This window comes from Clostridium sp. NkU-1 (assembly GCA_001312405.1).
This window is the reverse complement of the sequence record BBDR01000002.1, coordinates 405275-428060: the sequence shown is the minus strand read 5'-3', so window position 1 is coordinate 428060 and position 22786 is coordinate 405275. Positions and strand designations below refer to the sequence as shown.

At 38.5% G+C, this 22786-nt stretch carries 23 protein-coding genes and 1 pseudogene; 9 read left to right on the top strand and 15 right to left on the bottom strand.

The genetic code is table 11. The annotated features are described in order from the left end of the window. Positions 1–1520 precede the first annotated feature (1520 nt). The 4 genes from JCM10519_RS04825 to JCM10519_RS04805 form a co-directional block, all read right to left on the bottom strand. Positions 1521–1805 carry a DUF2442 domain-containing protein gene (locus JCM10519_RS04825; RefSeq protein WP_054738124.1) on the bottom strand — a complete coding sequence of 95 codons (285 nt, stop codon included), beginning with the start codon at positions 1803–1805 and terminating at the stop codon, positions 1521–1523. Positions 1806–1816: 11 nt separating this feature from the next. After that, the gene (locus JCM10519_RS04820; RefSeq protein WP_054738123.1) at positions 1817–2077 is read right to left on the bottom strand and encodes a DUF4160 domain-containing protein; all 261 of its coding nucleotides are present in this window, start codon (positions 2075–2077) and stop codon (positions 1817–1819) included. 292 nt (positions 2078–2369) lie between these two features. Beyond that, positions 2370–2780: an N-acetylmuramoyl-L-alanine amidase gene (locus JCM10519_RS04815; protein WP_347843222.1), complete on the bottom strand. Its 411-nt coding sequence runs from the start codon at positions 2778–2780 to the stop codon at positions 2370–2372. A gap of 725 nt (positions 2781–3505) precedes the next feature. Further along, positions 3506–4558, bottom strand: coding sequence for a zinc-binding dehydrogenase (locus JCM10519_RS04805; RefSeq protein ID WP_054738121.1), 1053 nt, complete (start codon positions 4556–4558; stop codon positions 3506–3508). Positions 4559–4779: 221 nt separating this feature from the next. Between JCM10519_RS04805 and JCM10519_RS26515 the strand changes: the two genes are divergently transcribed. Both JCM10519_RS26515 and JCM10519_RS04800 read left to right on the top strand, forming a co-directional pair. Continuing rightward, positions 4780–5010, top strand: a complete 231-nt coding sequence (locus JCM10519_RS26515; protein ID WP_347843146.1) for a hypothetical protein — start codon at positions 4780–4782, stop codon at positions 5008–5010. Positions 5011–5930: 920 nt separating this feature from the next. Next, positions 5931–6455, top strand: coding sequence for a P63C domain-containing protein (locus tag JCM10519_RS04800; RefSeq protein WP_054738120.1), 525 nt, complete (start codon positions 5931–5933; stop codon positions 6453–6455). A 154-nt stretch (positions 6456–6609) separates the two neighbouring features. Here the strand turns inward: JCM10519_RS04800 and JCM10519_RS04795 are convergent, their stop codons facing one another. Further along, on the bottom strand, positions 6610–7284 hold the full coding sequence (locus JCM10519_RS04795) for a DUF6198 family protein (RefSeq protein WP_054738119.1): 675 nt from the start codon (positions 7282–7284) through the stop codon (positions 6610–6612). Between the two features lie 1035 nt (positions 7285–8319). Here JCM10519_RS04795 and JCM10519_RS04790 point away from each other — a divergent pair. The 3 genes from JCM10519_RS04790 to JCM10519_RS26510 all read left to right on the top strand — a co-directional run bounded on the left by JCM10519_RS04790 (position 8320) and on the right by JCM10519_RS26510 (position 9823). Next, the gene (locus tag JCM10519_RS04790; protein WP_054738118.1) at positions 8320–8688 is read left to right on the top strand and encodes a YmaF family protein; all 369 of its coding nucleotides are present in this window, start codon (positions 8320–8322) and stop codon (positions 8686–8688) included. Between the two features lie 291 nt (positions 8689–8979). After that, positions 8980–9684, top strand: coding sequence for a DUF2935 domain-containing protein (locus JCM10519_RS04785; RefSeq protein WP_347843145.1), 705 nt, complete (start codon positions 8980–8982; stop codon positions 9682–9684). Beyond that, complete coding sequence (locus JCM10519_RS26510) at positions 9662–9823, top strand: DUF2935 domain-containing protein (RefSeq protein ID WP_347843221.1); 162 nt, start codon at positions 9662–9664, stop codon at positions 9821–9823. Before JCM10519_RS04785 ends, JCM10519_RS26510 begins: the two co-directional genes overlap by 23 nt. 128 nt (positions 9824–9951) lie before the next feature. Here the strand turns inward: JCM10519_RS26510 and JCM10519_RS26505 are convergent, their stop codons facing one another. Both JCM10519_RS26505 and JCM10519_RS04780 read right to left on the bottom strand, forming a co-directional pair. After that, the gene (locus tag JCM10519_RS26505) at positions 9952–10104 is read right to left on the bottom strand and encodes a hypothetical protein (RefSeq protein WP_347843144.1); all 153 of its coding nucleotides are present in this window, start codon (positions 10102–10104) and stop codon (positions 9952–9954) included. A gap of 36 nt (positions 10105–10140) precedes the next feature. Then, positions 10141–10458, bottom strand: coding sequence for a hypothetical protein (locus JCM10519_RS04780; RefSeq protein WP_054738117.1), 318 nt, complete (start codon positions 10456–10458; stop codon positions 10141–10143). A 1081-nt stretch (positions 10459–11539) separates the two neighbouring features. Between JCM10519_RS04780 and JCM10519_RS26500 the strand changes: the two genes are divergently transcribed. The 3 genes from JCM10519_RS26500 to JCM10519_RS04770 all read left to right on the top strand — a co-directional run bounded on the left by JCM10519_RS26500 (position 11540) and on the right by JCM10519_RS04770 (position 12710). Beyond that, on the top strand, positions 11540–11647 hold the full coding sequence (locus JCM10519_RS26500; RefSeq protein ID WP_347843143.1) for a CarD family transcriptional regulator: 108 nt from the start codon (positions 11540–11542) through the stop codon (positions 11645–11647). Next, complete coding sequence (locus JCM10519_RS04775) at positions 11638–12042, top strand: hypothetical protein (RefSeq protein WP_054738116.1); 405 nt, start codon at positions 11638–11640, stop codon at positions 12040–12042. The genes JCM10519_RS26500 and JCM10519_RS04775 overlap by 10 nt, the downstream gene beginning before the upstream one ends. A gap of 467 nt (positions 12043–12509) precedes the next feature. Further along, positions 12510–12710 carry a cold shock domain-containing protein gene (locus JCM10519_RS04770; RefSeq protein WP_054738115.1) on the top strand — a complete coding sequence of 67 codons (201 nt, stop codon included), beginning with the start codon at positions 12510–12512 and terminating at the stop codon, positions 12708–12710. 197 nt (positions 12711–12907) lie between these two features. Here JCM10519_RS04770 and JCM10519_RS26495 read toward each other — a convergent pair whose 3' ends face one another. After that, positions 12908–13135: a hypothetical protein gene (locus tag JCM10519_RS26495; RefSeq protein ID WP_347843142.1), complete on the bottom strand. Its 228-nt coding sequence runs from the start codon at positions 13133–13135 to the stop codon at positions 12908–12910. A 633-nt stretch (positions 13136–13768) separates the two neighbouring features. On the opposite strand from JCM10519_RS26495, the gene JCM10519_RS04760 reads away from it, so the two are divergent. Next, positions 13769–14101, top strand: coding sequence for a hypothetical protein (locus JCM10519_RS04760; protein WP_347843141.1), 333 nt, complete (start codon positions 13769–13771; stop codon positions 14099–14101). Positions 14102–14382: 281 nt separating this feature from the next. On the opposite strand, the gene JCM10519_RS26490 is transcribed toward JCM10519_RS04760, so the two are convergent. The 7 genes and pseudogenes from JCM10519_RS26490 to radA all read right to left on the bottom strand — a co-directional run bounded on the left by JCM10519_RS26490 (position 14383) and on the right by radA (position 22777). Then, positions 14383–15417, bottom strand: a complete 1035-nt coding sequence (locus tag JCM10519_RS26490; protein WP_347843140.1) for a GDSL-type esterase/lipase family protein — start codon at positions 15415–15417, stop codon at positions 14383–14385. A 17-nt stretch (positions 15418–15434) separates the two neighbouring features. Continuing rightward, positions 15435–16019, bottom strand: a complete 585-nt coding sequence (locus JCM10519_RS26485; protein ID WP_347843139.1) for an MBOAT family O-acyltransferase — start codon at positions 16017–16019, stop codon at positions 15435–15437. Between the two features lie 2 nt (positions 16020–16021). Further along, positions 16022–16723 carry an MBOAT family O-acyltransferase gene (locus JCM10519_RS26480; protein WP_347843138.1) on the bottom strand — a complete coding sequence of 234 codons (702 nt, stop codon included), beginning with the start codon at positions 16721–16723 and terminating at the stop codon, positions 16022–16024. Between the two features lie 656 nt (positions 16724–17379). Then, positions 17380–18093 (bottom strand): SIS domain-containing protein, encoded by a 714-nt coding sequence (locus JCM10519_RS04740; RefSeq protein WP_054738112.1) that lies wholly within the window; start codon positions 18091–18093, stop codon positions 17380–17382. 156 nt (positions 18094–18249) lie between these two features. Beyond that, entirely contained in the window at positions 18250–19563 is a 1314-nt protein-coding gene (locus JCM10519_RS04735) for a 6-phospho-alpha-glucosidase (RefSeq protein WP_054738111.1), read from the bottom strand. Between the two features lie 78 nt (positions 19564–19641). Continuing rightward, the gene (locus tag JCM10519_RS04730) at positions 19642–21171 is read right to left on the bottom strand and encodes an alpha-glucoside-specific PTS transporter subunit IIBC (protein ID WP_054738110.1); all 1530 of its coding nucleotides are present in this window, start codon (positions 21169–21171) and stop codon (positions 19642–19644) included. Between the two features lie 214 nt (positions 21172–21385). After that, positions 21386–22777, bottom strand: a pseudogene (radA, locus tag JCM10519_RS04725) (DNA repair protein RadA). Between the last annotated feature and the right edge of the window lie 9 nt (positions 22778–22786).

Here is a 22786-nt window from a genome sequence, read left to right as displayed (position 1 = left end):
TTCCTCTTAGTAAATAAATTCCAACTACTCAGCCATACCCTCCATTTCATCATGAAACTTGATTTTTATAGCATTTCCTTGACTCTCTCGTAGATTGATTCAGCCTTTTCCATCATAAGCTGCACTGCAAACTCTTCTGCTTTATCCCAATCTTCAGTCTGCAAATCTTTTTGGGAAAACCAAGTTCTGGACAAGTAAAATATAATCTATCTCCACAACCAACATACTTATGTATGCTCATTTTAAATGGTTTATTCAATTCCATTATTGTGGACGCCGAAACATCTTCATTGTAATGTTGGTTTCCTCTCCAACTTAATCTCATAATCATATTATATCCCTTGCCATATACTGCAATGGTGTATTTTCGCTTGCATTATATAACTGATAAAACTATATTGCTTCTCGCTTACATCACGTTCTTTTTTCGATTTCTTTTGACTGCAATTATATAGATCAAGCCTACTGGCTAAAAATTTGTGTTATCGCTTATTCACTTCTATACCGCTTTTTGTCTGCCTCTTATTGCCAGTGAAATCCATCTTTACAATAGTCTTACAGCGGTTTTTGGTCTATCTCTTCCCTATATCATTCCTACAGTGCCTAACTCCTTAAAATGGCTTTATATGCGTTTTCTTGCTTCTTTTTATTTTGTGGCAACATTCATATTCCATGATACCAGTCACCATACCGCTTAAGGTCGCAGTATGGAAAGAAACAGTATACTATAAGGTAGACCGTTTGAAATATCCATATTTTCAATTTTCGTTATATGCACTTATGACGACTTGCGTAGCCCTCAAACTACTTCTAAACATGGATATTTGTTTTTCATTGTGCAAGCTAGTTAATAAGTTACAATGGTTAATTCTCCTTTTTGTTTTGGGAATTTTTTTAAATTGTCAGATTTGACAACTATTAAAGAAATGTGTTATACTCAAACTGTCCAGGAGTGAATATTGATAAATTTCAGTATTCCCGGAAAAGTCTGGTAGTTGACGCTACTGGACTTTTTATTACTACACTCTTTGTTAGAGCGATAGGAAAGTCAGGTTATGAACCTTTTAAACAGCTCATGATCCGTTGTTTCCTTTCCTTTAACTTATAATAAGTATATCATGTTTTGCTGCTTTTTATCAATCGTTTTCGATATTTTTATTATCGTTTACGATATTGTCTTTTGGATTTCCGTTTTCAATATATTCAATAATATCTGATATTTCGCAATTAAGAACAAAGCATATTGCGTCTATGTTTGCCATAGAAACATATTGATTTTTTTTGACATTTTGGAAATTGTGTTAGAGCTACACCCTATCAGACTTCGTAAATCCTGTTTGTGCAATCCTTTATCTACCAATAATTTCCATAGTGGATTGTATGAAATCATTTTCCAAAGACCTCCTTATTTACCTTACTTCCTTATTATATGTGCCATTATACCAGAATCAAGGCAAATTAAAAAGAGTGTAACCCCTTAATAATTCAATAGGCTTTACACTCTTTGTTTTTTTAACCTTTTATGCGATTAAGTGATTAATGGATTCCAGTTCGTAAAGTGTGAAAGGATCAATATCTAAACATTCACTTGGATTCCTGTCTCCCGATAAGTCCCACGCCAGAGTATCATTCAATACGGTACATGTATCTTTGAATACCTGGATATCTTGCAATGGTTTGAAAATCTCACCTTGTAAAAGACTTGATGTGTCATATTCAACGATTTTTCCATTATCAAAAAATACTTGCACATGGTAATTGTCTAGTGGTATTACTTGTACAACTACCGGAAAATAATCTTGCATATTCACACCTCCTATATTAAGGGATTGATTCTATTCAGTGGTTTCATGTCCTTCGTAAGTTCCCAGTCTTGCATTAATTCGTCTTGATGGATTGTACACCACGCAAGTATTAATCTTAGCTGCTTATTTGGTAACGAGCCTTTTATAACTTGTATATTGATAATGTCAACTAATGCTTTATTACCGTTGTATTCAGCATGAAAGTGTGGTGGCATATGGTCATTGTAGTACATTGTTATGCGTATACCATAAAATAATGATATTTCAGGCACCTTTTATCACCGTCCTTTTATACATTATAACATGAATAGGAGGCGATATGCAAGATTGTGTAAAGTCTATTCAATTATCAAGGAGCCAGGGGCAAGTATCATCACTTGTTGATAACCTAGTCAGGAATTGCCCCGACATAACGCTTTGACGTTTAGGCTTGTTGCTTCGTATTTCTTAACTGTCTTTATTATATCACATATTGCTATGTTTGTAGATAGTTTTATTTATTTTTATATTATTTTTATTTACTTTTGTTGTTAATACCTTTATGTTTAGTTTGCATTTCTGTTACTAAAAGTGTATAATGGTATACTTTGCCATCAGTTCTTTTGTTAATTCTATGGCCTTTTGCACCGTAGCATCTTCAAAGTACCAGTCCCGACTTGTATCGGCCAAACTGACATTGTTTCTTACACAAAGTTCAATCCCCAAGCTATTTGCATTCCGACATTCTGGGTGTATGTATGCCTTCGCTCCGCAATGCCATGCTATATTCTTGTCCTCAACGGACTGCCAAACTTCCCCGTCAAATCCAACATAATAGTGAGCGCTGGCCCCGATGTACTGGGAAACGTAATATTTGCAGTTTGCTTCTGCTCCCCCAAGAGCTCCTACATAGTGAATTATAATATATTTATTTCTGGTGTCATTGCCAGATGTAAAATTATATGAAGTTAATAATTTATGTTTTTCCGTTTGAATTTCTCTTTTCTTAGAGAGAAGTTATTAATATATAATATTCCAGCCGATCATGTTATTCGACACTATGACGTAACCGGAAAAATCTGTCCTAATCCCTTCATATATAATCAGACACAACATACCTGGGAGGCATTCAACGCGGCATTGATAGGGATAGAGGTCAAAAAGTCATCAGGCTGGGTGCAGGTTACAGATGGTTGGATGTATTATAACGGAGATACCGGTCTTGCAGTCCGTAATGATTGGGTGCAAGTTGATAGCAAATGGTATTGGTTTAATGGTGCTGGAATCATGGTGATAAATACATGGTATTAGTATAACTAAGCATGGTATTATCTAGGCCCTGATGGAGCTATGTGTACCTCTCAGTTAGTAGCAAAATCCGGAAAGATTTATGCTGTCGATTCTGACGGTAAAATGGTTACGGGTGAAATATTACTCTCAACTTTGAGTGACGGAGCATTGGTGTATAAGGGGTTAATAAAGTAAGAAATGCGTGTTTTATCTTAATTTAAAATAGAGTCGCCATTTATAGCGGCTCTTTTTCGATTATTGTCTTAGATTATTGCCCTGTTCTTTTTAATTACTCATATGAACTTTTCTTTCTCCGCCATAAATATGGTTAAGGATAACCGTAGAACAACTACTCTGAAAAAGAAAAGTTCATATGAGAAAATAATAAAAGTTCTGAATTTGAAAGTCTAATAATGGAGTTACTTGTAAAACTAATCAATAAAAACTATTGGTTTAATTAGATCACTTGGCTTCTGATCCATTAAATAAAAAGCGTCTTCAATTTTTGAAAATCCGTTATATCGATGTGTAATAAGTTTTGTTGTGTCAACTCTACCATGTTGAACCATATTAAGCATTTTTCTAATACGAAGGGCGCCGCCTGGACAGAATCCTCCACGGATTGTTTTATTTGACATGCCAAGTCCCCATGATAATGTGGGCATAGAGAGCACGTCCTGACCGTCAAAGAAATTAACATTGGAAATATATCCTCCCGGAACCGTCATTTCCACTGCCTGTCGTAGGATATCGCCATCTCCCCCGGCAATGATGACAGAATCAGCACCGCCCTTGGTTAATTCAAGTACCTGTTTTACGATATCACCATCTTTATAACTTACAATATCTGTTGCTCCATATTCTTTTGCAATTTTAACACAATTCGGGCGTGTTCCGATTGCAATCAGTTGACCAGCACCATGCAGTTTAGCTCCTGCAACTGACATAAGTCCAACAGGCCCTATGCCGATGACAACAACCTTATCACCGAATCTGACATTAGCGTTTTCCACACCATGTAAACCAGTAGACATCATGTCAACGGTCATTAGAGCAGCTTCTGGTGATACATTTTCTGGTAAAAGGACTAGATTGGCATCTGCCTGATTAACATGAAAGTATTCCGCAAAAGTACCATCTTTAGAACCTAAGAACTTAAAACTTTTCATGAGTCCTTCGTCATGCGTATTATATTCCCCTTGTACGTTCTCGGCAAGCCAATTCGGAGTGGTACATGGTACGACAACAATATCTCCTATTCTAAAATTCTTGACCAAATTACCGACTTCAACAATCTCTCCCACTGCCTCATGTCCAAGAATTAAATCTTTACGGTCTCCGAAGCCACCGTGGAGAAGATGGTTGTCAGAAGAGCATGGAGCGAGTACTATTGGGCGGATAATTGCGTCTAGAGCCCCACAATCCGGACGTTCTTTTTCAATCCAACCTGCTTTATCAATAGAGAGCATTCCAAAACCTTTCATTATGTATACCTCCTTTTAGTTATATTAAAAGTATATAACATCGACAAGATTATATCAATATTTTTTTTACTGATATGACAATTTAGTGATATAGAAAATGCTGATTATTTTTCTGTTGAATCTGCGCTTTCATTTAGAAATTAAGTGTTGAAACTATTAACATGCACCACTGCCCTGGCGGTTGGTGCTTATTTTATTGTAAAAAAAGGTGGTGTGTGTAAATGGCACAAGAAAAATCTAATAGACGTGTTACTGCTACTGCACCGTCTAAAAATACGGCAATTCCAAAAATCAAGCGAAATGAAGACGAAGAACCAAATTTCTATAAGTGTCCTACTTGTGGAACAAAATACTTGAAGTTAGATAACTTCCCAGCTTCCCAAAGCGAACTTTACGCCGGTTGGAATTATCATCTACCAATTTGTAAAAAAATGTCTCGACCAAATGTTTAATCATTATACAGAGGTATACGGAAACGATGAAGATGCCGCCATTAGAAGAATATGTGTAAAATATGATATCTACTATTCTGTAAGTCTGCTTAATGCAAGTAGGAAAATCACAAAAAACAGATCGAGGATACATACCTACATTTTAAAGTCTAATCTTACACAATATTCAGGTAAAACATTCTATACTAAAGAATGAATTTTTCAAAGAGTTTGCTGGTGTTGTGCATGACTATCATGGGGAAGAATATATCATAATGGCGATATAAACAATTCCATGAGACGAAAGTTTTAAAATAAAAAGAGGATTAATTGCTTGAAAGTGTAATGCTCACTACTCTTCTATTCTAGAAGAAGCCGAAAAACAAGGCAAACAAGTCAAACGGTTTACACACCGGAGTGAGATTTCTAGGGATAAAAAATAATTCCCAGCAGATGTACAATCACCAACGAAGCAGCTAGCCCTATCTATGTATCACTATGTATAATCCGATGGTAACAATTGCGCAAGCAATGTCGGGATAAGGTCATTGAAGATAGGGAGTGTTCAGAGAGCACCACTCCTCACAGTACATGAAAGCCATATTTCATTGTGCTGTTAATGCATGTTCCAAAGTGTACACGATATCAACGCTTCATGAGGCGCTGGATATTATAAGTATGAATTAAACAGATATTAACAAACGTGGCCGTTTTCGCTGTATTTGATAGACCCAGAAAAGGTAAACCGTCTGAAGGATATCGCCTAAAGAATACACCAGCATTTTTTAACCACAAATAATCTTTTACCATATATAGAAAGAGAATTTGCACAAGACTATTTTTCTGTTGAATATACCAGAAACGGTAGGGAACTCATTGGTTATAGACCAGAAATACTTTCTAGTATTTGTGATATTTACTTGTCTGCAAGAGATGATGATGTGTTATTGGAAAGTCAAAAACAGCTTGCAGATGTAGCGGATATTTTAATGAGATCTCTTGCCAAGGTCGGTATTATTGTATTAATTGATGAAGCAACAGGTTATCAATTTGAACGTGATGCAAAAGCATTGCAAGAATTATTCGCTCAATACATAGCAGAAGAATTTTTACCATGGGTAAAAACCTTCCCAGATGAATTTTATAAGCAGATGTTCAGACTAAGGGGTTGGGATTATAAAGGTAGATTAAAAACTCCATATGCTGGACAGATTACAAATTTTCTCGTTTACAATCGATTACCAGAAGGAATTTTGGATGAGTTGAAAAAACTCAATCCAATTTTAAATAAAAACGGATACAGAAAATACCGCTTACACCAAGGACTTTCTCAGGAAACAGGTTATCAGCATATAGTCCAGCAAATCTCTACTTCTACTACTATGATGAAAGGGTTTGATACATGGGATGAGTTTGAACCAATTTTTAGAAAGGCATTCAGTGTTCCTGATGAAGAGAAAATTTAATGGGACCATATTTTGAATTAGCTAGTCAGATAAAATTAAGAGCCAAGCCATTAGACTGGCTCTTTTTGTACGATAGAGATTGTGTAGGGGCGTTGCTATGACCGTCATTTTATACAGAGGTACCCGGTTTCCGGCGGACTAACAGAAACAACGCCTACAGACAGGCATCCCCTGTATTGGTATAAGCGGGTATCCACCCTGCAAGCAGGCCAGATACCTTGTCTATAAAAAAATGAGAAATACTTCCTACAATAAGAGCAGCTATCACTGTTCCCTCCCTGATTCCCAGCACGCTGCCTGTCACAAGTGCAGACACAATCACAGCACTGATAACAATACTCAGGTCAAATCCGGTCTTAACCCTGCCGAACCTCCAGCCTGTAAGCCCTGCTATCACCCTTACCAGACCTTCTCCAGGCAGGATAAGCACATTGGGAATCACTTCAAGGGATATTCCAAAGCCTAAGAATACGCAGCCCGAGAGCAGCATCAGAGCTTCACCCAGATAACTTCCCACCTGCCAGAAGGAGAGCAGATACATCCATGCGTCAATGCACAGGGAAAACAGAAGTGCGGCAGGAAGCTGCAAAAGCTGGATCTTCTTAAAGGTTTTTCCCAAAAGAACTGCCTCAAGCAGAAACATAGCAAAATTAACCATCATTGTAAATACGCCCAGGCTCTTAGGAAAGATAAAGGTCAACACAAAAGCAAGGCTTGTAATCGGTGATGTACCAAGCCCTGCTTTCGTTATAAGGCTGATTCCCAATGCACTGAATATAACTCCTGCAATAAACAGTCCATAACGTTTAAACATGTCTGAATTTTTCACAAGTAAACTCCTCTTATTTTTTTGTGTTATCTAAATATTTTTTTATATAATAATCTTATCACTAAGGATTCACTCCTACAATGGACATTGTAACTTAAATTCCATATGAAAATTCGGCATTGTGTACAATTAATTTTAGCATGCCTAAAATTTTTTTAGTTTTTTATATCCTGTTTTATCACATTATTACAGGATGGAAGCCAAATCTGCCACCCCTAGAGGCATTCAAGAAAAGTGGTTTCTTACTGAAGACGGGTTATACGAAGTGTGTATGCAATCTCATAAACCAATTGCTTAAGAATCGAAGAAAGAGATCAAGAAATATCACAGCCAGAACATTTATTCGACTGGCATAAAAAAGAACCTCTAATAATCAGAGAGATTCTTTTATCATTTTACCGCTCATATTTGCAATTGTTACAATGGAAAGTCTTCTTTCTTTTATTCCCCAGTAGTCCAAACATTCCAGCATTAATTACTTTTGAGGCTGCTGATATACGTGTAATGTTGGTTGAGTTACATGTGGGAAATTTGGGAATTTTATTTTCAACTTGTTTTTGCGCTGCCCACATAACCTCTTGCTCAGGAGTAGCTATTCCTATTGCTCTTTTGCGTTATTTCCGAATATTTTAGAATAATTCTATCAAATATTACTTTTGGTAAATTGTTGGCATTATAACTAATGATATAATAACGATCTTGTTTCCATTTGTCTGTGGCATTTTTCCAGCTTGGAATTTTATTACCCCTTTCAATTAAAGTATCTAAGTGAGAACAGACTTCTCCTCTTGACATAATATTAGCCTCAACAACCATTGATAGGATTAAATGTCTTTGTTTGACTTTTAATAGTTAGTCTTTATTTATCTTTGTGCATCTTCCTGTACAACTTAGTGTGATACTATCTCCTTTCCAGTTGAACCTTCTGTTCAGCCTTAATTCCCCGTCTAGAAACAACACCTTAATGCATTATCTTCATATAATAATTATGAAAAACAAAGTTTTCATAATATTAAAGCACAGGAGTAAATCAATATGGGGAATTATAACCAAAATTGGTATAAAGAATGTTGTGAATGTCAATATAAACAAAGGTCACACAATCACGAAATTCAAGGCAGCGTACAGATAGCAGAACGCGAAGAAGATCCACATAATCATCGTTTTGCCACGGTTTCCGGTGAAGCAATTCCTGCTGGTAATAACCACTTTCATGAAGTAAAATTTAAAACGGATTTTTATGAAGATCATTTTCATGAATTTCGTGGCAAAACATCGCTTGCAATTCCTGTTGGGGACAGACATGTTCATTTTCTCGAATCCGTAACAGAAACTAGCGATGGTCACTTTCATGACTTTAGAGCAGCCACCTTGATTGATGATCCTATTGGTGAAGAAGCTTAATTTTATGTCCACCACATTTCATGTGCTTAAATTTCGTTTGGGATGTGGTGGTTTATACAGTATTGACCACCTGCCACGATCCACCTCTTTGATATATCTGCATCAATTAATCTCATTATTCGTTTCCCAAAACCCAACAAATAAATATATAAGTATTTCTTATTTTTCAGTCAATAAGCCATCAGCTCTGGCATATGATAACGGTAGAATAATAAAGGAGATTTTCTATGATTACTGAACAGCAATATGTAATCCTCTCACTTGAGCTAAATATGTTTTTTTGGACGCATTATGAAAGAGCATTCCTTATTCCTGGAAGCTGGCTTTACTCCGGCCAATCCTGACTTTTCCATTGTTGCTGATCAATACAAGCAGCAGTTCGAGGCTATTTTACATAATGCCGTAGTATTGGGGAATGGTATTATCAGCCCTCTTGTTGCGTCCTCCGGTGAAATCGTCACAGATTACACTCTTGGCAGCGAACAAAAAACACAATACTTTACCGGCATAGCCATCAATCAGGAGATCACAAAGTTGGAAGAAGCTCTTTATGGCACAGTCAATCCCTTGATTACCCCTGCATTGATACAGCAGGTAAGCCAACTGAATGCCTTCGCCATACCAATACTGGAAGGTCTTATCGAATTCAAGACAAGAATATTAAATAACGTATTGTCCTGTCTCATGTTCACGGTAAACTACCCACTTCTCATTGAACATATCCTGCGTGAAGCCAAAATGTATCATAGCCATTTAGTCGCGTTGGAAAAACAGCAGAATCCAGAAGAAACCTTAAAAGAAACCGAGCTGTTTTGGGATCAAATTATGATGGAACATGCATTGTTTATCCGAGGTTTGCTTGATCCAACCGAATGCGATCTCATAAAAACAGCAAATGATTTTGCTGGGGAATATAATAATTTAATGCAAGCGGCAAGGGCAGCTACTGATATGACAATTGACAGCGTAACAGATACAACATTACAAAAAAACTGAAAAATACCGCGATTTCAAAGAAGCTGGTACAAAAGGAATCAATGAATGTAAAATACGAAGTATTATTTTACCTTTGCTAGCAGATCATGTGCTGCGCGAATCAAACCATTATATACGGTTGCTTCGACAATTGCCTTAACACTCTTCTTAAATGGTTTCTACTCTATAGGTCTAAAATTATGGGGGCATCAGCGTCCATTCCTGGTTGTTTTGGGGCAGTGCTATGCACTGTCTCTAAAACTTTTTAATTGCGATACTTGAAGTTCCTCATTCATCTCCTTCGGAGTATTCGTCCCTGACCGGCCTTGAACAAATCCATAAGTATCTTGCATTTATATTATCAATATCGAATGGAACTTCTTTCAACTCAAATTCTTTATTCTCATTATTGTATACATCCTGAGACAAAATGTAATTCATCGAGTTCTTTATCTCGCGCTTCTGTCAAGGAGTTGCCTATTCTCCCCCAATGAAATACCTTTTTATATTTCTCCAAATCGCTTTCAGAAATTGAAATACATGAATCTCCACAGTCCTTACATCCGAAATGTTTAATGTGTCAATTTCCGGATAGTATGCAGGCTTTAATAATTGTGGATATTTTGGGGTTTTCTTACTTTCAGCAATATCAGATAACATTTCTCTCTTAGCGCCAGCAATCAAATATTGAACCTGCGTAAATAAATCTTTTATTGTATCATAAAAGTAATTTTCCAAAATATTAAAGCTTAATTCATTAGCCGCATCTATTAATTTACTTCTAATCGCTTCCAACTCGATCTCCGCTTTATTCTTTTACTCAATAAGCTTCAATACATCTTGAATCATAATTTCTCCCACCTCCATTTTTATATTCTCCTAATGAAATCGAAGTTTCAACTCTTATTATCACATGTAATGGTGTTGTGGTAATAGTCTGCTTACTATTATTACCATCTGCATGACCAGCATCACAAGTTGCATCTTAATTTTTGTATTAGCCATAATTCATTTTCTTTTCATATAGGTTGAAAACCACCTTTCATTGGCTTACAGATATTTCCTGTATTATTCTTTTTCATTCATCACATTATATTTTTGAGGTGTCTTCCACAAAGAATTCGGCTGTGTAATCACGTAAATACAAACGTCGATGCGTTAACAAACTGATTAACAGTAGTAGACAAAAAGCGGTGGTCTGAGTCAACTCAAAACAGTCAAAGCCGTAATTCTACGGGTACAGATCCACAGTGCCATTTCAAAATATATCAGAGATGGATTAAAAGACCCAGTAGATTCTGAGAGAAAGGAAAAATCCAATTACCATCTAAGATAATTGGATTATACGTGTTTTTATGAAAAACAATTTATCCCAATTACTCTTTAAAAGTACCAGCACTAGAGTTTACTTTATAGCACTCCCGGTATGGTTGCAGATAATGTTGCATGAAGATTATTCACATATTGGTACTGCTGCTCAATTACACCATATTGCCGGAATATTATTACAGCAACAACATCTAAATTAGACCTATGACACTATCAGCTTAAAGTTTTACAGCATGGTGCTTTAATTTGTAATTTACAAAGCAATCTAAAGAAATTATCATAATCTTGCTCATTCATTATTTTATTTCTCCTTTGAAAGACTTTCATCTCTTTATTTCATCATTTTGCTTACCCTCTCTCCCCCGGCACTCCGGAAAATATTAAATAGATCAGCCCATGATATAGTCGCCAATTTTGGAGGAAATTACCGTATACATTTCATTTATAATTGTGCTATAATATATATATCAGATGTGTGGTTTGCTTTACAGGGACGAAAGTCCAGTATTAGTGAACCGCTTTTTTTATTAGAAAGAGGTGCGATATTATGAACATAGGCGATGTCATCATATACGGAAGTCATGGTGTTTGTAAGGTTACCGGATTACAGGATATGTGCATGGATGAAAAAAATTCACCCATATTATGTACTTAAACCTGTTTACCATACTGCCTCGACAGTATACATCTCAGCTACAAGTAACAGAAGAAAAACTGAAGTCCGCCACATTCTCTCTGCCGATGAAATTTTTTTCTCTAGTTAAGAAAATGTCGGGTAAAGATTACATTTGGGTTAAGGATAATCGTAAGCGGAAAGAATTATACGGACAGATTCTTGCAGACGGCAACCGTTCCGAACTTATAAAAATGATAAAAACTTTGCGTTGTCACAAACAAGAGCTAAAGAGCATAAATAAAGACAAGAGGCTGCAGAACGCTGACGAATGCTTTCTCAAAGATGCTGAAAAAACGCTTTGCGAGGAGTTTGCTTATGTATTGAGCATCAAGCGTGAAGAGGTTATTCCGTTTATTTATGAGCAAAGATTTTAACGCAAAACAAACCTGAATTTATAGCAAAATATAAAAACAGAAATAATTACCTGTGTGGAGTACCTCCTAAGGTATCTGGTGGTTAGCAGAAATCTAACTAATCACTGGAATACCTTATAAATCTAATCTCCCAATATTCTCCAATAAACAGTGTTTTCTCACCATCTTACTGAATTTGGATTAAATCCCAGTTTCCTGATGTCTCACTAAGTTCAGCCTGGAACACCTTTTTCCGCTTTGCACTGTTCACTTTATGCCCTTTTGATGTTTTTTTTCAATGCGTTCCCTATTTCCCATATTTTTTTGCTTGACTTATTTAAACTGTTGTGTTATAGTAAAAAATGTATTTAAATAAGGTCTTGATTTCGCATGTATATGTAAGTCATTATTCTGTTGATGATTTACATATATATGCGATTTTTAGTTTTAGCAAAAATACAATATTAATATTTAAGGAGGTATCTTTCATGACTAAAGGTACAGTAAAATGGTTTAATCCACAAAAAGGTTTTGGTTTTATCTGCGACGAGCAGGGCAACGATATTTTCGTTCATTTCTCAGGTCTTGCTATGGACGGTTTTAAAACCTTAGATGAGGGACAGTCTGTAACATTTGATGTAACAGAAGGTAATCGCGGATTACAGGCCGTTAATGTTCAAACTGTATAAACCACGTAATAAAAAAGACTGCTTTGAACTGGTCCCTGTCAAGTAGACAGAGGTCAGTTCAAATAATAACCAGTTCTTTTATTGTATAGGTTTACAACTGAATGGACTGAGTCTGATTCAATATCGGACTCAGTCCATTTACTGTCCAACTTTTTGGTTTCAGTTCAATAATTTGGATGTGGATGTAAGAACTTTTTTTATCTATTATGTCCATGCTCACATCTATAATGTACAGGCATTGAATCATCAAAAGCACATACATATTTTTTGCAGTTATGATCACAAGTTTTACAAAATGAATAACCTCCAGTGTCTACCCATCTACATCCCAAACCAGTATGGGCAGCGCTAGCCGTAATAGTAGCTCCAAACAACATAGTACATAACATACTAAAAAAAATTATTTTTTTAATTTTGCCTTTCATACAAAATCCTCCTTTCCATAAAAAAAAATTTCCTCTCTCTCATTATATGACAACCATTCAAATTTATGATCCTATAACTTATTCCGCATTTCTTCATAATTCATAATCACTCTCTCCTATTCAAAACAATAATCATAACGAATCTCGACAGGTATCGATCCCGTAGCGACTTGCCAGCCGCACCATACCTCCATATAAAACTGAACTTTCATTGATACTTTATACTACTGGGATCCCTGTCATCATTTCTGGTCTTCAGCATTTCTATCCATTACCATCGTGACAGAATCACGCCATAATTATCCGTAATACAAAAAAAATTATGGAAAGACGTGAAAACTATAAGAATTTACAGATTTCTTAAGATTCTAAAATTTACACTTCCAAATATTTACAATTACTTTACTCATCCTTACGAATGCCTAACTTCGTTGACTTGGAGCTGCTCCGGGGTATATACTCTAGCCAAATTTAAAACAACCAATGAAATTATAAGGAGGACAAAATCTATGAAAAAAAAGTATTTAATGGTTATAGTATTATCTATGGTTTTAGCCATAGGAAGTGCTATGTCATCATTTGCTGCGGGATTTGTGAGTACTCCGCAGGGGGTAAAGTATCAATGGGGATCTGGTGATTACTGTACAAATAACTGGGTCAACTACAAAAGTCATTGGTTCTTTTTTTGGAGACGACCAGCTTATGCGTACCGGATGGATTCAAAGAGATAACACTTGGTATTACACAGCTGACACCGGTGAGCTTCAGGGGGGTATTATGAAAATCAATGGTAATGTCTACTACTTTGACACCAATACCCTGAAAATGGTAACGGGTTACTACACCTACAATGGTGACACACATAACTTTACTGAAAATGGAACTACTGACGGTGGCCCATACGTGTACACAGAATGGAACAGTAATGGCACCATCAGGCGGGGTACAAAATTAGGTGTCCGTTAAATCTGAATATTTAAAAAGGTTCAATTTTGAACGTCCCCTGCAGGCCTTATAGTAGAAGGCCTGCAGGGGCATGAATGAAAAAAGCATACACGTGCAAGCCAATTAAAAAATTATTACTGCCGGAAAAATTGAAACTATCATCCTATCTGTTTCCATCCCCACTTTAATATTTATTAATACCATGCGCCAAATTTTACTAAAAAAACACCCATCGATTATATTCCGACAGGTGTTGATGTAAATACCTCTTAATAGGCAATACCATAAAGTTCTCAATGCAATTAAACCGATTCTTCCTTCAGCCATTTTACCCACTGGGCATAATATTTTCCCAGTACATGGGAACCGTCTGTCGAGTATGCGTGATTCAGGCCGCCTCCTTCATCGTCAAATATTTCATTGACATCAATATAATAGCAGCTATTTTCTTCTGCTATCTTCTGTATTTCCTGATTCAAACTATTAATTTTACTGTTGCTGTAAACAGGACTTTTTTTTGATTTTTCGCTGGTAATGTGAAGATTTGCTTCCAGGACCATTGTTGCTTCTGGCTGCATTTCTTTGATTTTGCTTAAAACCTCTTTATATTGTTTTATAGTCTGGGGCATATCATAACCCAGTTCGTTGATGCCCAGCATCAGGTAGATCATCTGGTAATGATTCCTTGAAAGAACCTCATCCAGAGTCAGTTTCTCACCTCCTGATGAGATACGGGCAGTTAATACATTGAAAACGCTCATGCCGGAGTTGGCAAATACTGAGGCATTCCCCAAGTCTCCATACTCAGAAAGTCCCATGGTTCTGGAATCTCCAACAAACAGTACGCCTTCGAAATTTGCCGGTGGCTTTGGCCTTTCTCCCGGCTGCAGGAACGGGGCAGACGTCACAAAATCTGTTGTTTGTCCTGCATTTACGTCCAGAGGAACCTTTTCTTCATTTGAATCTTCTTCTGCATTCTTATGGTTTGTTCCGCCCGAACTATCCGTTGCGTCTGTACCACTTGTTTCGCTTGCACCGTCTATTGCACTTTCATCAACCGTTTCGTCTGAACTGCCAGCTTTGTGTGAACTGTCAGTTTCGTTTAAACTATCAGCCGCGTCTATTCTATCGGTTTCATCTAAACTGCCAGCTGCGTCTATACTATCGGTTTCATCTAAACTATCAGCTCCGTCTATACTGTCCTCATGCGGCCATTTGCTCCCTGCCAGGTTAAACCCCAGGGAAGTTAACGGATCTATGCTTCCAGCTGATACATGCAAAACGGCAGTTAATAGCAGACTGATGGTCAAAAGAAGGGTAAACCAGTATTTTCTCATCGCTTTTTCCTCACAATCTAAAAATTGAAATACATAAACGGATCATTTGCCCCCATTTTCATACAATAGACACACAGCCAGAATATGATCAGAAGAGCAATTGCTGTACATAAGCTTTTCCGTTTTCGGTCATACAGTCTTCGTGGAAGACCGGTCATGAAAAAGAAACCGGCGCTTAAGGACAGTCCGTAGACCCTTCCGTATTTCAGGAAATCTCCAGCAAAATATGTATATTTACCGGCAGGTGCCAGAAAGGGGAAGAGCCGCTGAACATATATTCCCAACTGTGAAAAATCCGTTATTGCAAATAACATCCATGTAAGAGGAATTGCAAACAGCATATACACATGCCCCAAAACTCTCCAGCGTTCCAGCAGTTTTCCCAGCCCCAGCTTCTCCAATGAAATCAGTGCAAACAGCGCAATTCCCCATAAGAGAAAATTGAGTCCTGTTCCGTGCCATAGTCCGGTCAGGAGCCATACTGCAAGCATATTCCGAAAGGTTTTTAAGGAACCCTCGCGGTTTCCGCCCAGCGGAATATATACATAATTCCGGAACCAGCCGCCCAGAGTCATGTGCCATCTGCGCCAAAAATCTGTCATGGTCAGAGCCATATAGGATGGTGGAAGTTATCAGGAAGGGAGAATCCCAACATCCTTCCCAGTCCCTTTGCCATCAGGGAATAGCCATAGAAATCAAAATACAGCCGCAGGCTGAAAGCTGCCAGACCCATCCATGCAAGAGGCGTTGAAATACTTTCATATCCTACTGCTCCAATCTGGCTCCACAGTCCGCCTATCTGGTTTGAAAGCAGCACCTTCAATCCCAGTCCGATTGTAAATTCCCGAAGTCCTGCTTCCACTTGTTCCAGGGTGTGGACCCGCTTTTTAATTGACTCCCTGAGAGAAGCATAGGTTACGATCGGTCCGGAAATAAGCTGGGGAAACATGGTCATATACAGGGCAAAGTCCAGAAAAGATTTTTCTGGGTCCACATCCTTCCGATACACATCGACCAGATAAGAAATGGCCTGGAAGGTATAAAAGCTGATTCCCAGTGGAAGAGCCGGATGAGGAACAGGAAGGGCAGCTTTCTCCAGCCCTCCATTTTGAAGCAATAAACTGATCTGTTCAATCAAGAAACCAGAATATTTAAACAGGATCAGCCAAAACAGGTTGTAGACAATTCCCAGGCGAAGCCATTTCCCGCGTCTTAAGCGAGATTGGTATCGTTTCATTTTCCTGCCAATGCAGTAATTGACGCAGACAGACAACAGCAAAAGCACCATATAGGCCGGATGATCCACAACTCCATAAAAATAAAAAAAGCAGGCTTCCTGCAAACAGGCAGAAATTTTTTGCTCTGTCCGGACACACATAATAAAGAACCAGAAACACCGGCAGAAATTGAAATATAAATTCCAGGCTACTAAAAATCATTTGACATTTATTCCTAACATATGTATTTATTATATTAGACGAAACAGAAGACCGGAAAGTTGCAGATTTCTGTAAAATTTTGTGTTTTTTTGTCTGCCAAGCAATGTTTTAACGTATCAGATGGTTATAGTTGGCGCAGACGTTATCACTTTACCAGCAGGGAAATGGTGCGTATATAATGCTGTTGCAAACAGATTGATTTTTCTTGTTCCGATAATTTGTAAAATCATAATTTAGAAACAAAAAAACAGGCAGGTCCCAAAATATGAAATACCCGCCCTTTTTCTTTAATGCTAATTCTAAATTCTGTAATGCTTCATTCTTATCCGATGAAAGCATATCAGGTTTGCACCCATTTTACACTCTGATCCAAATAATACCATTTGCCGCTAACCTTTTCCAAATCTGTGTCCATAGCACGATCAGGCCCTGATTAAAACCAGAATACTCTTCTATTCTCTATTTTTACATCTATAATCAAGAGTATCCTTTACTCACCTCAATATAACTCAAAAACACATACTCAATAACAGCCAAAAAAATTAACAAACGAATTGTGATACAAATGTTCCCCAATCTTAACCGGGCTGCTAACCGCATACAAACTATAATCACTCATACCCGCCAGCAGATTACTTTGAAGATTTGTGATAGATACTATTTTTACCTTCTTCAAATGAAGCAGTTGCAGGGTATCCTTTATCTTCTGCACATTCCCGGATAAAGAAATCACAATCACCAAATCATCAGGTCCCAGGTTCTTTGACAGCATGCAAAGCTCATCACTGGCGCCTACACAATAGATATATTTATTCATCTGCATAAACAAACGCTGCATTTCCATTGCACAATGGCGCTGGGCCTGTCCCGTGCCATAAACAACAACATTTTGTGATTTATGAATTTCCTTTGCTATGATGGGCAGATTCGCAGATGATTCTGCCTGCTGGCACGTATTCAGAAAATCACTTCTTACGCTTGATTTGATATCCTTATCATTGCTTTTCACTTGTTCTTTATTTTCCCATTTCAAATAATTCTTAAATTCACTGTATCCGGAAAACCCCAGCTTTTGGGTCAATCTTAAAATAGTGCTCTTCGATGTATTGCATTCATTTGCCAGGTCTTCAATACTCATTTCAGAAATCTTATATACAATTGCCATGATAATAGAAAGGCTTTGAATGTCTGATTCATTTAATTTATCATAATTTTTATTAATCGCTTCAATCAGCATGATGCCACCTCATTTTAATATTTCTTTCATAGTATCATATCCCGGGCAAAAAATATACTATCGATATCCGGCTCTAATATTAAGAAAAATGACAGAAAAAAACTCTGTCATTTTCCAATAAAATATATAAACTATCCCCTCTTTTACAATTTCACCTTATTTCAGTTCCGGCCAATATTCCTTATTTACTTCATATAAGTCATCCAAAATCTGTTTTGCAACCGTAACGCTTGGAACCGTTTTGGACAGTGCAACCGCCTGCCATAATTTTTGATAAGAACCTTCTATCCAGGCATCTACGACCAGTTTCTCAACAGCTACCTGCTCTTCCATCAGACCCTTCTGGAAGGTGGGTATGGTACCAACTGACAAAGGCTGAGGTCCGGAAGAGGTCACCAGACATGGAACTTCAACCATTGCTGTATTATCAAAGTTTTCAATAATTCCATTGTTTTCAACAATCAAAAGCATTCTTGCATAAGTATTGAATTTTAATGCCGTTGCCAGATCCACAATATAGGAAGCATGTTCATCCAAAGATAATTCGCTGCCTTCAAAGGCCTTGTTCCCGGCAATCATGCGGCATGCTGTGAAAACTTCCTTTTCCCTTGTATCCATAACCTGGTTTGCTCTTGTATAATTGATATCTGAATGCTTTACAACCGTATCCGGTAAAAGATAATACTTTAAATACGTATTTGGCAGGGTATCCGGATCAATTGCATAAATGTCTTTTGCCATGCGATAGGTTTCATTCCAGCTGGAATCCCCATGCTGCTTCGCCTCATCTACATCTGAAGGTATAAAATATCCCATTTCTTTTACATGCTTTTTCAGTTCAGGCATCAGGTCTTTTCCGTCTTTGCTTCTTACACCATACCACCAGCCAAAATGATTTAGTCCATAATATTGGGTAATGATATCACTTCGTTTTTCATATCCTAATATCTTTAACATATTATTTTCGATGCTGATGGGCATATCACAAATATTAAGGATCTTTGCTTTAGGCCGTAATCTTCTGGTGGCTTCTGCTACAATGGCAGCCGGATTGGAATAGTTAAGCAGCCATGCATCCGGGGAATATTTTTCCATGTAATCAACCAATTCTAAAACACCCTGAATCGAGCGCATTCCATATGCAATTCCGCCTGGACCGCATGTTTCCTGGCCGACAACTCCATATTTCAGAGGAATCTTTTCATCCAGCTCCCGCATTTTGTATTTACCAACACGAATGTGTGCCATAACAAAGTCAACATCCGTAAAAGCTTCCTCAGGATCACAGGTTGCCAGAAATTCAATTTCCGGATGTTCCTTATGAATGATGATCTCACATGCATCTGCAATTACTTTCTGCCTCTGCGGGTCATTGTCATAAAACTTAATTTTCCTCAGGGGAAAGCGGTCTAAATGCTCCAATAACATAAGTATGATTCCCGGGGTATAGGTGCTTCCGCCGCCGGCAATAACAACTGAACTTTTTTTCTAATTCTGTATTTAACATTTTATCCACCTCATTTATTCATTTATAACAGCTTTTCAAATTCATTTTTTTACATTTTCTACATCAAAACCAATGATTACCTGGATTGCTTTCCCTTTGCGGACAACGCCTTTTGCATTATATTTCTTAAAATCCTCATCTGCTGCAACAAGGCTTTCCTCTTTCACACTGAGACGTAATCTTGTCATACAATTTGTAACGCTTTCGATATTTTCCTTGCCTCCTAAAGCCTGTAAAAAGCCAACCGCTTCGTCATGGAAAACACTGGAAGCAGATCCGGTCTGCTTTGCCGGCTCAACTTCATCGCTCATATCCTTCTCTCTGCCGGGAGTCATAATATTGAATTTCTTTATGGCCCAGTAAAATACCACAAAATAGATTACAGAGAAGATCAAACCGATCACAATATGAGTAATGACTTCTCCCGTATGATTCTTCATCATCGGCATCCAATTGTAGGTGATATAATCCATGAGCCCTCCGCCTTGATAACCTACGACGCCAAACATGTACAAAACAGTCGAAAGCAAAGCAGCAAGAACCGCACCTACCGCAAACAGCATGGGGGATATAAATAAAAATGTAAACTCAATTGGCTCAGTAATACCGCATAATACAGCAGGTATCGCTGCAGAAATCAGCATCGCTGCAACTTTCTTTCTATTTTCCGGACGGGCCGTTTTATACATGGCTAACGCTATGGCAGGCATTCCCCAGACGGCACAGTTTCCATATAATGCAAATCCACCGGTAGGAAACAATTCCTTTAAGGGAGCTGTGGAAGCAGCGTATTCGTTTACATGGGCCATCCAGTGTGTCCAGTTGCCGTCTGCAATGACTGCTGGACCTAAATCAAACGGCGTCCATAAAAAATGATGCAAGCCGGTAGGAAGGGTAATGCGCTCTAAAAAGGTAAACAGGAATACACCAAGATTACCGGATTTTGATAAGAACTCCTGCAATCCTAAAATAGCGGATTGGACACCGGGCCATATAAAGCATACTGCAAAGGACATTGGAATCATGAAAACAAAACCAATAATAACGATTAAAGCGGAACCTTGAAAAGAGCTTACTACGCTTGGAAGTTTCTTATCATACCAGCGGTTGTGAATCCATACGGCAATTGCAGCAATCATAATGGCTCCAATAACGCTCATATCCATTGTTTTAATTCCTGCGACCATTGTAAGTCCGCTTGTTCCGCCTATTTCCTGAGCGAAATCTACATGGAACATTGTATCGCCAAAGAATGTAAGCAGAGACTGAATAAAGTAGTTAAAGATAATATAAATTACAAAAGATTCCATCGCCGCACGGCCTGCTGCCTTTTTTGCCAGGCCAATGGGCAATGAAATTACAAATAACAATGGAAGCTGATTAAAAATTGCATATCCCCCATCATACATCATGGACCAGAATCTATACCAGGTCGTAGTGTCTGCTGCTAAAGCCCCCATAATATCTGCATTCATGAAAATGGTCGAGAATCCGATGATAATACCGGCAAATGGCATAAGCATTACGGGTGCCATCATCGCTCCTCCAAACCTCTGCAGTTTCTCCATCATAATAATATCCTCCTATAGGTAAGTGTGAATTTCGCGAAAATCTTCATCCGTAAATAACATAGCATACCGGCATATAAAAAAACAGCCCTGTAAGGGCTTTCGGCACAAGGTAAGAATATCTGTTATTTTTCCCATTTATGCGGGAAATTTCTCAATTACTTATAGAGTAACTGATATTACCAAATAAAATAAGGGTGAAGCCCCGAAAATGGCTTCACCCCATAACCCTTACAATCGCCTCTCTTACATTCCCAACTCCAATCAGGCGCATCCCGTCCACCTTCCCCATCTTTCCCAGGGAAATTTCCGGCATTACGCAGGTATTAAATCCCAGCTTCTTCGCCTCATTCACTCTCTGTTGAGCCATGGACACGGCACGCACCTCTCCTGCCAATCCCACTTCCCCGAAAATAATGGTTTTCGGATCCACGGCCTTGTCTTCATGCTGGACACAATCGCCATAATAATGGCCAAGTCCAAGGCAGGCTCATTCATACGCAAACCGCCCGTAATATTTACATAAGCATCAAAATGAGACAGGTCATAATGGCACCGTTTTTCCAAAACAGCCATCAAAAGGTTTACCCGGTTATAATCCGTACCTGCCGCAGTACGCCTGGGCATACCAAAGGCTGTTGGAGTGACAAGGGCCTGGACCTCCAAAAGCATGGGCCTGGTGCCTTCCATGGAACAGGCAACCACTGCACCGGAGGCATCCTCCGGCCTTCCGCTGAGCATGTATTCCGAAGGATTCTTCACCTCGGAAAGCCCGCTCTCAACCATTTCAAAAACGCCGATCTCATTGGTGGACCCAAAACGGTTCTTTACTCCCCGGATGATCCGGTAAGAAGCACTTCTGTCTCCTTCAAAATATAAAACCGTATCAACCATATGCTCTAAAACTCTGGGACCCGCCACCACGCCTTCTTTTGTTACATGACCGACAATGAATATGGCGATTCCCGCCCCCTTGGCAATCTGAAGCAGGATATTGGTGGATTCCCTTACCTGGCTCACACTTCCCGGGGCGGAAGAAATTTCTTCCCGGAACATGGTCTGTATGGAATCAATGATCACCACATCCGGCTTTTCTTCCTCAATGGCACGTTCAATCAGCTCCAGACCGGTTTCACAAAGGAATAATAAATCCCCTTTCACTTCCCCGATCCGGTTTGCCCGCAGCTTAATCTGTTTTAAGGATTCCTCTCCTGATATGTAAAGCACCTTTCTGCTGTCGGCCGCCAGGTTGCGGCATACCTGCAAAAGCAGCGTGGATTTGCCAATGCCCGGATCCCCGCCTACTAGCACAAGAGAGCCTTTGACAACGCCTCCGCCAAGGACTCGGTCCAGTTCCTCATATCCGGTTTTCATCCGGTCCTGCTCGTCTAATTGGATTTCAGACAACCGGGAGGGCCTGGCATTCATGAAATGATTCCCTGCAGTCCCATTTCCACTGATTCCCCGCTTAGCAGCAGGTTCCTTTTTTTCCGGCAGGCTCCTCCACAAACGTATTCCATTCCTTACAGGCCGGGCACTGCCCCAGCCATTTTGCCGATTCATATCCGCATTCCTTACAAAAGAATGCTGTTGTTTTCCCCTTTGCCATGGAATTCCC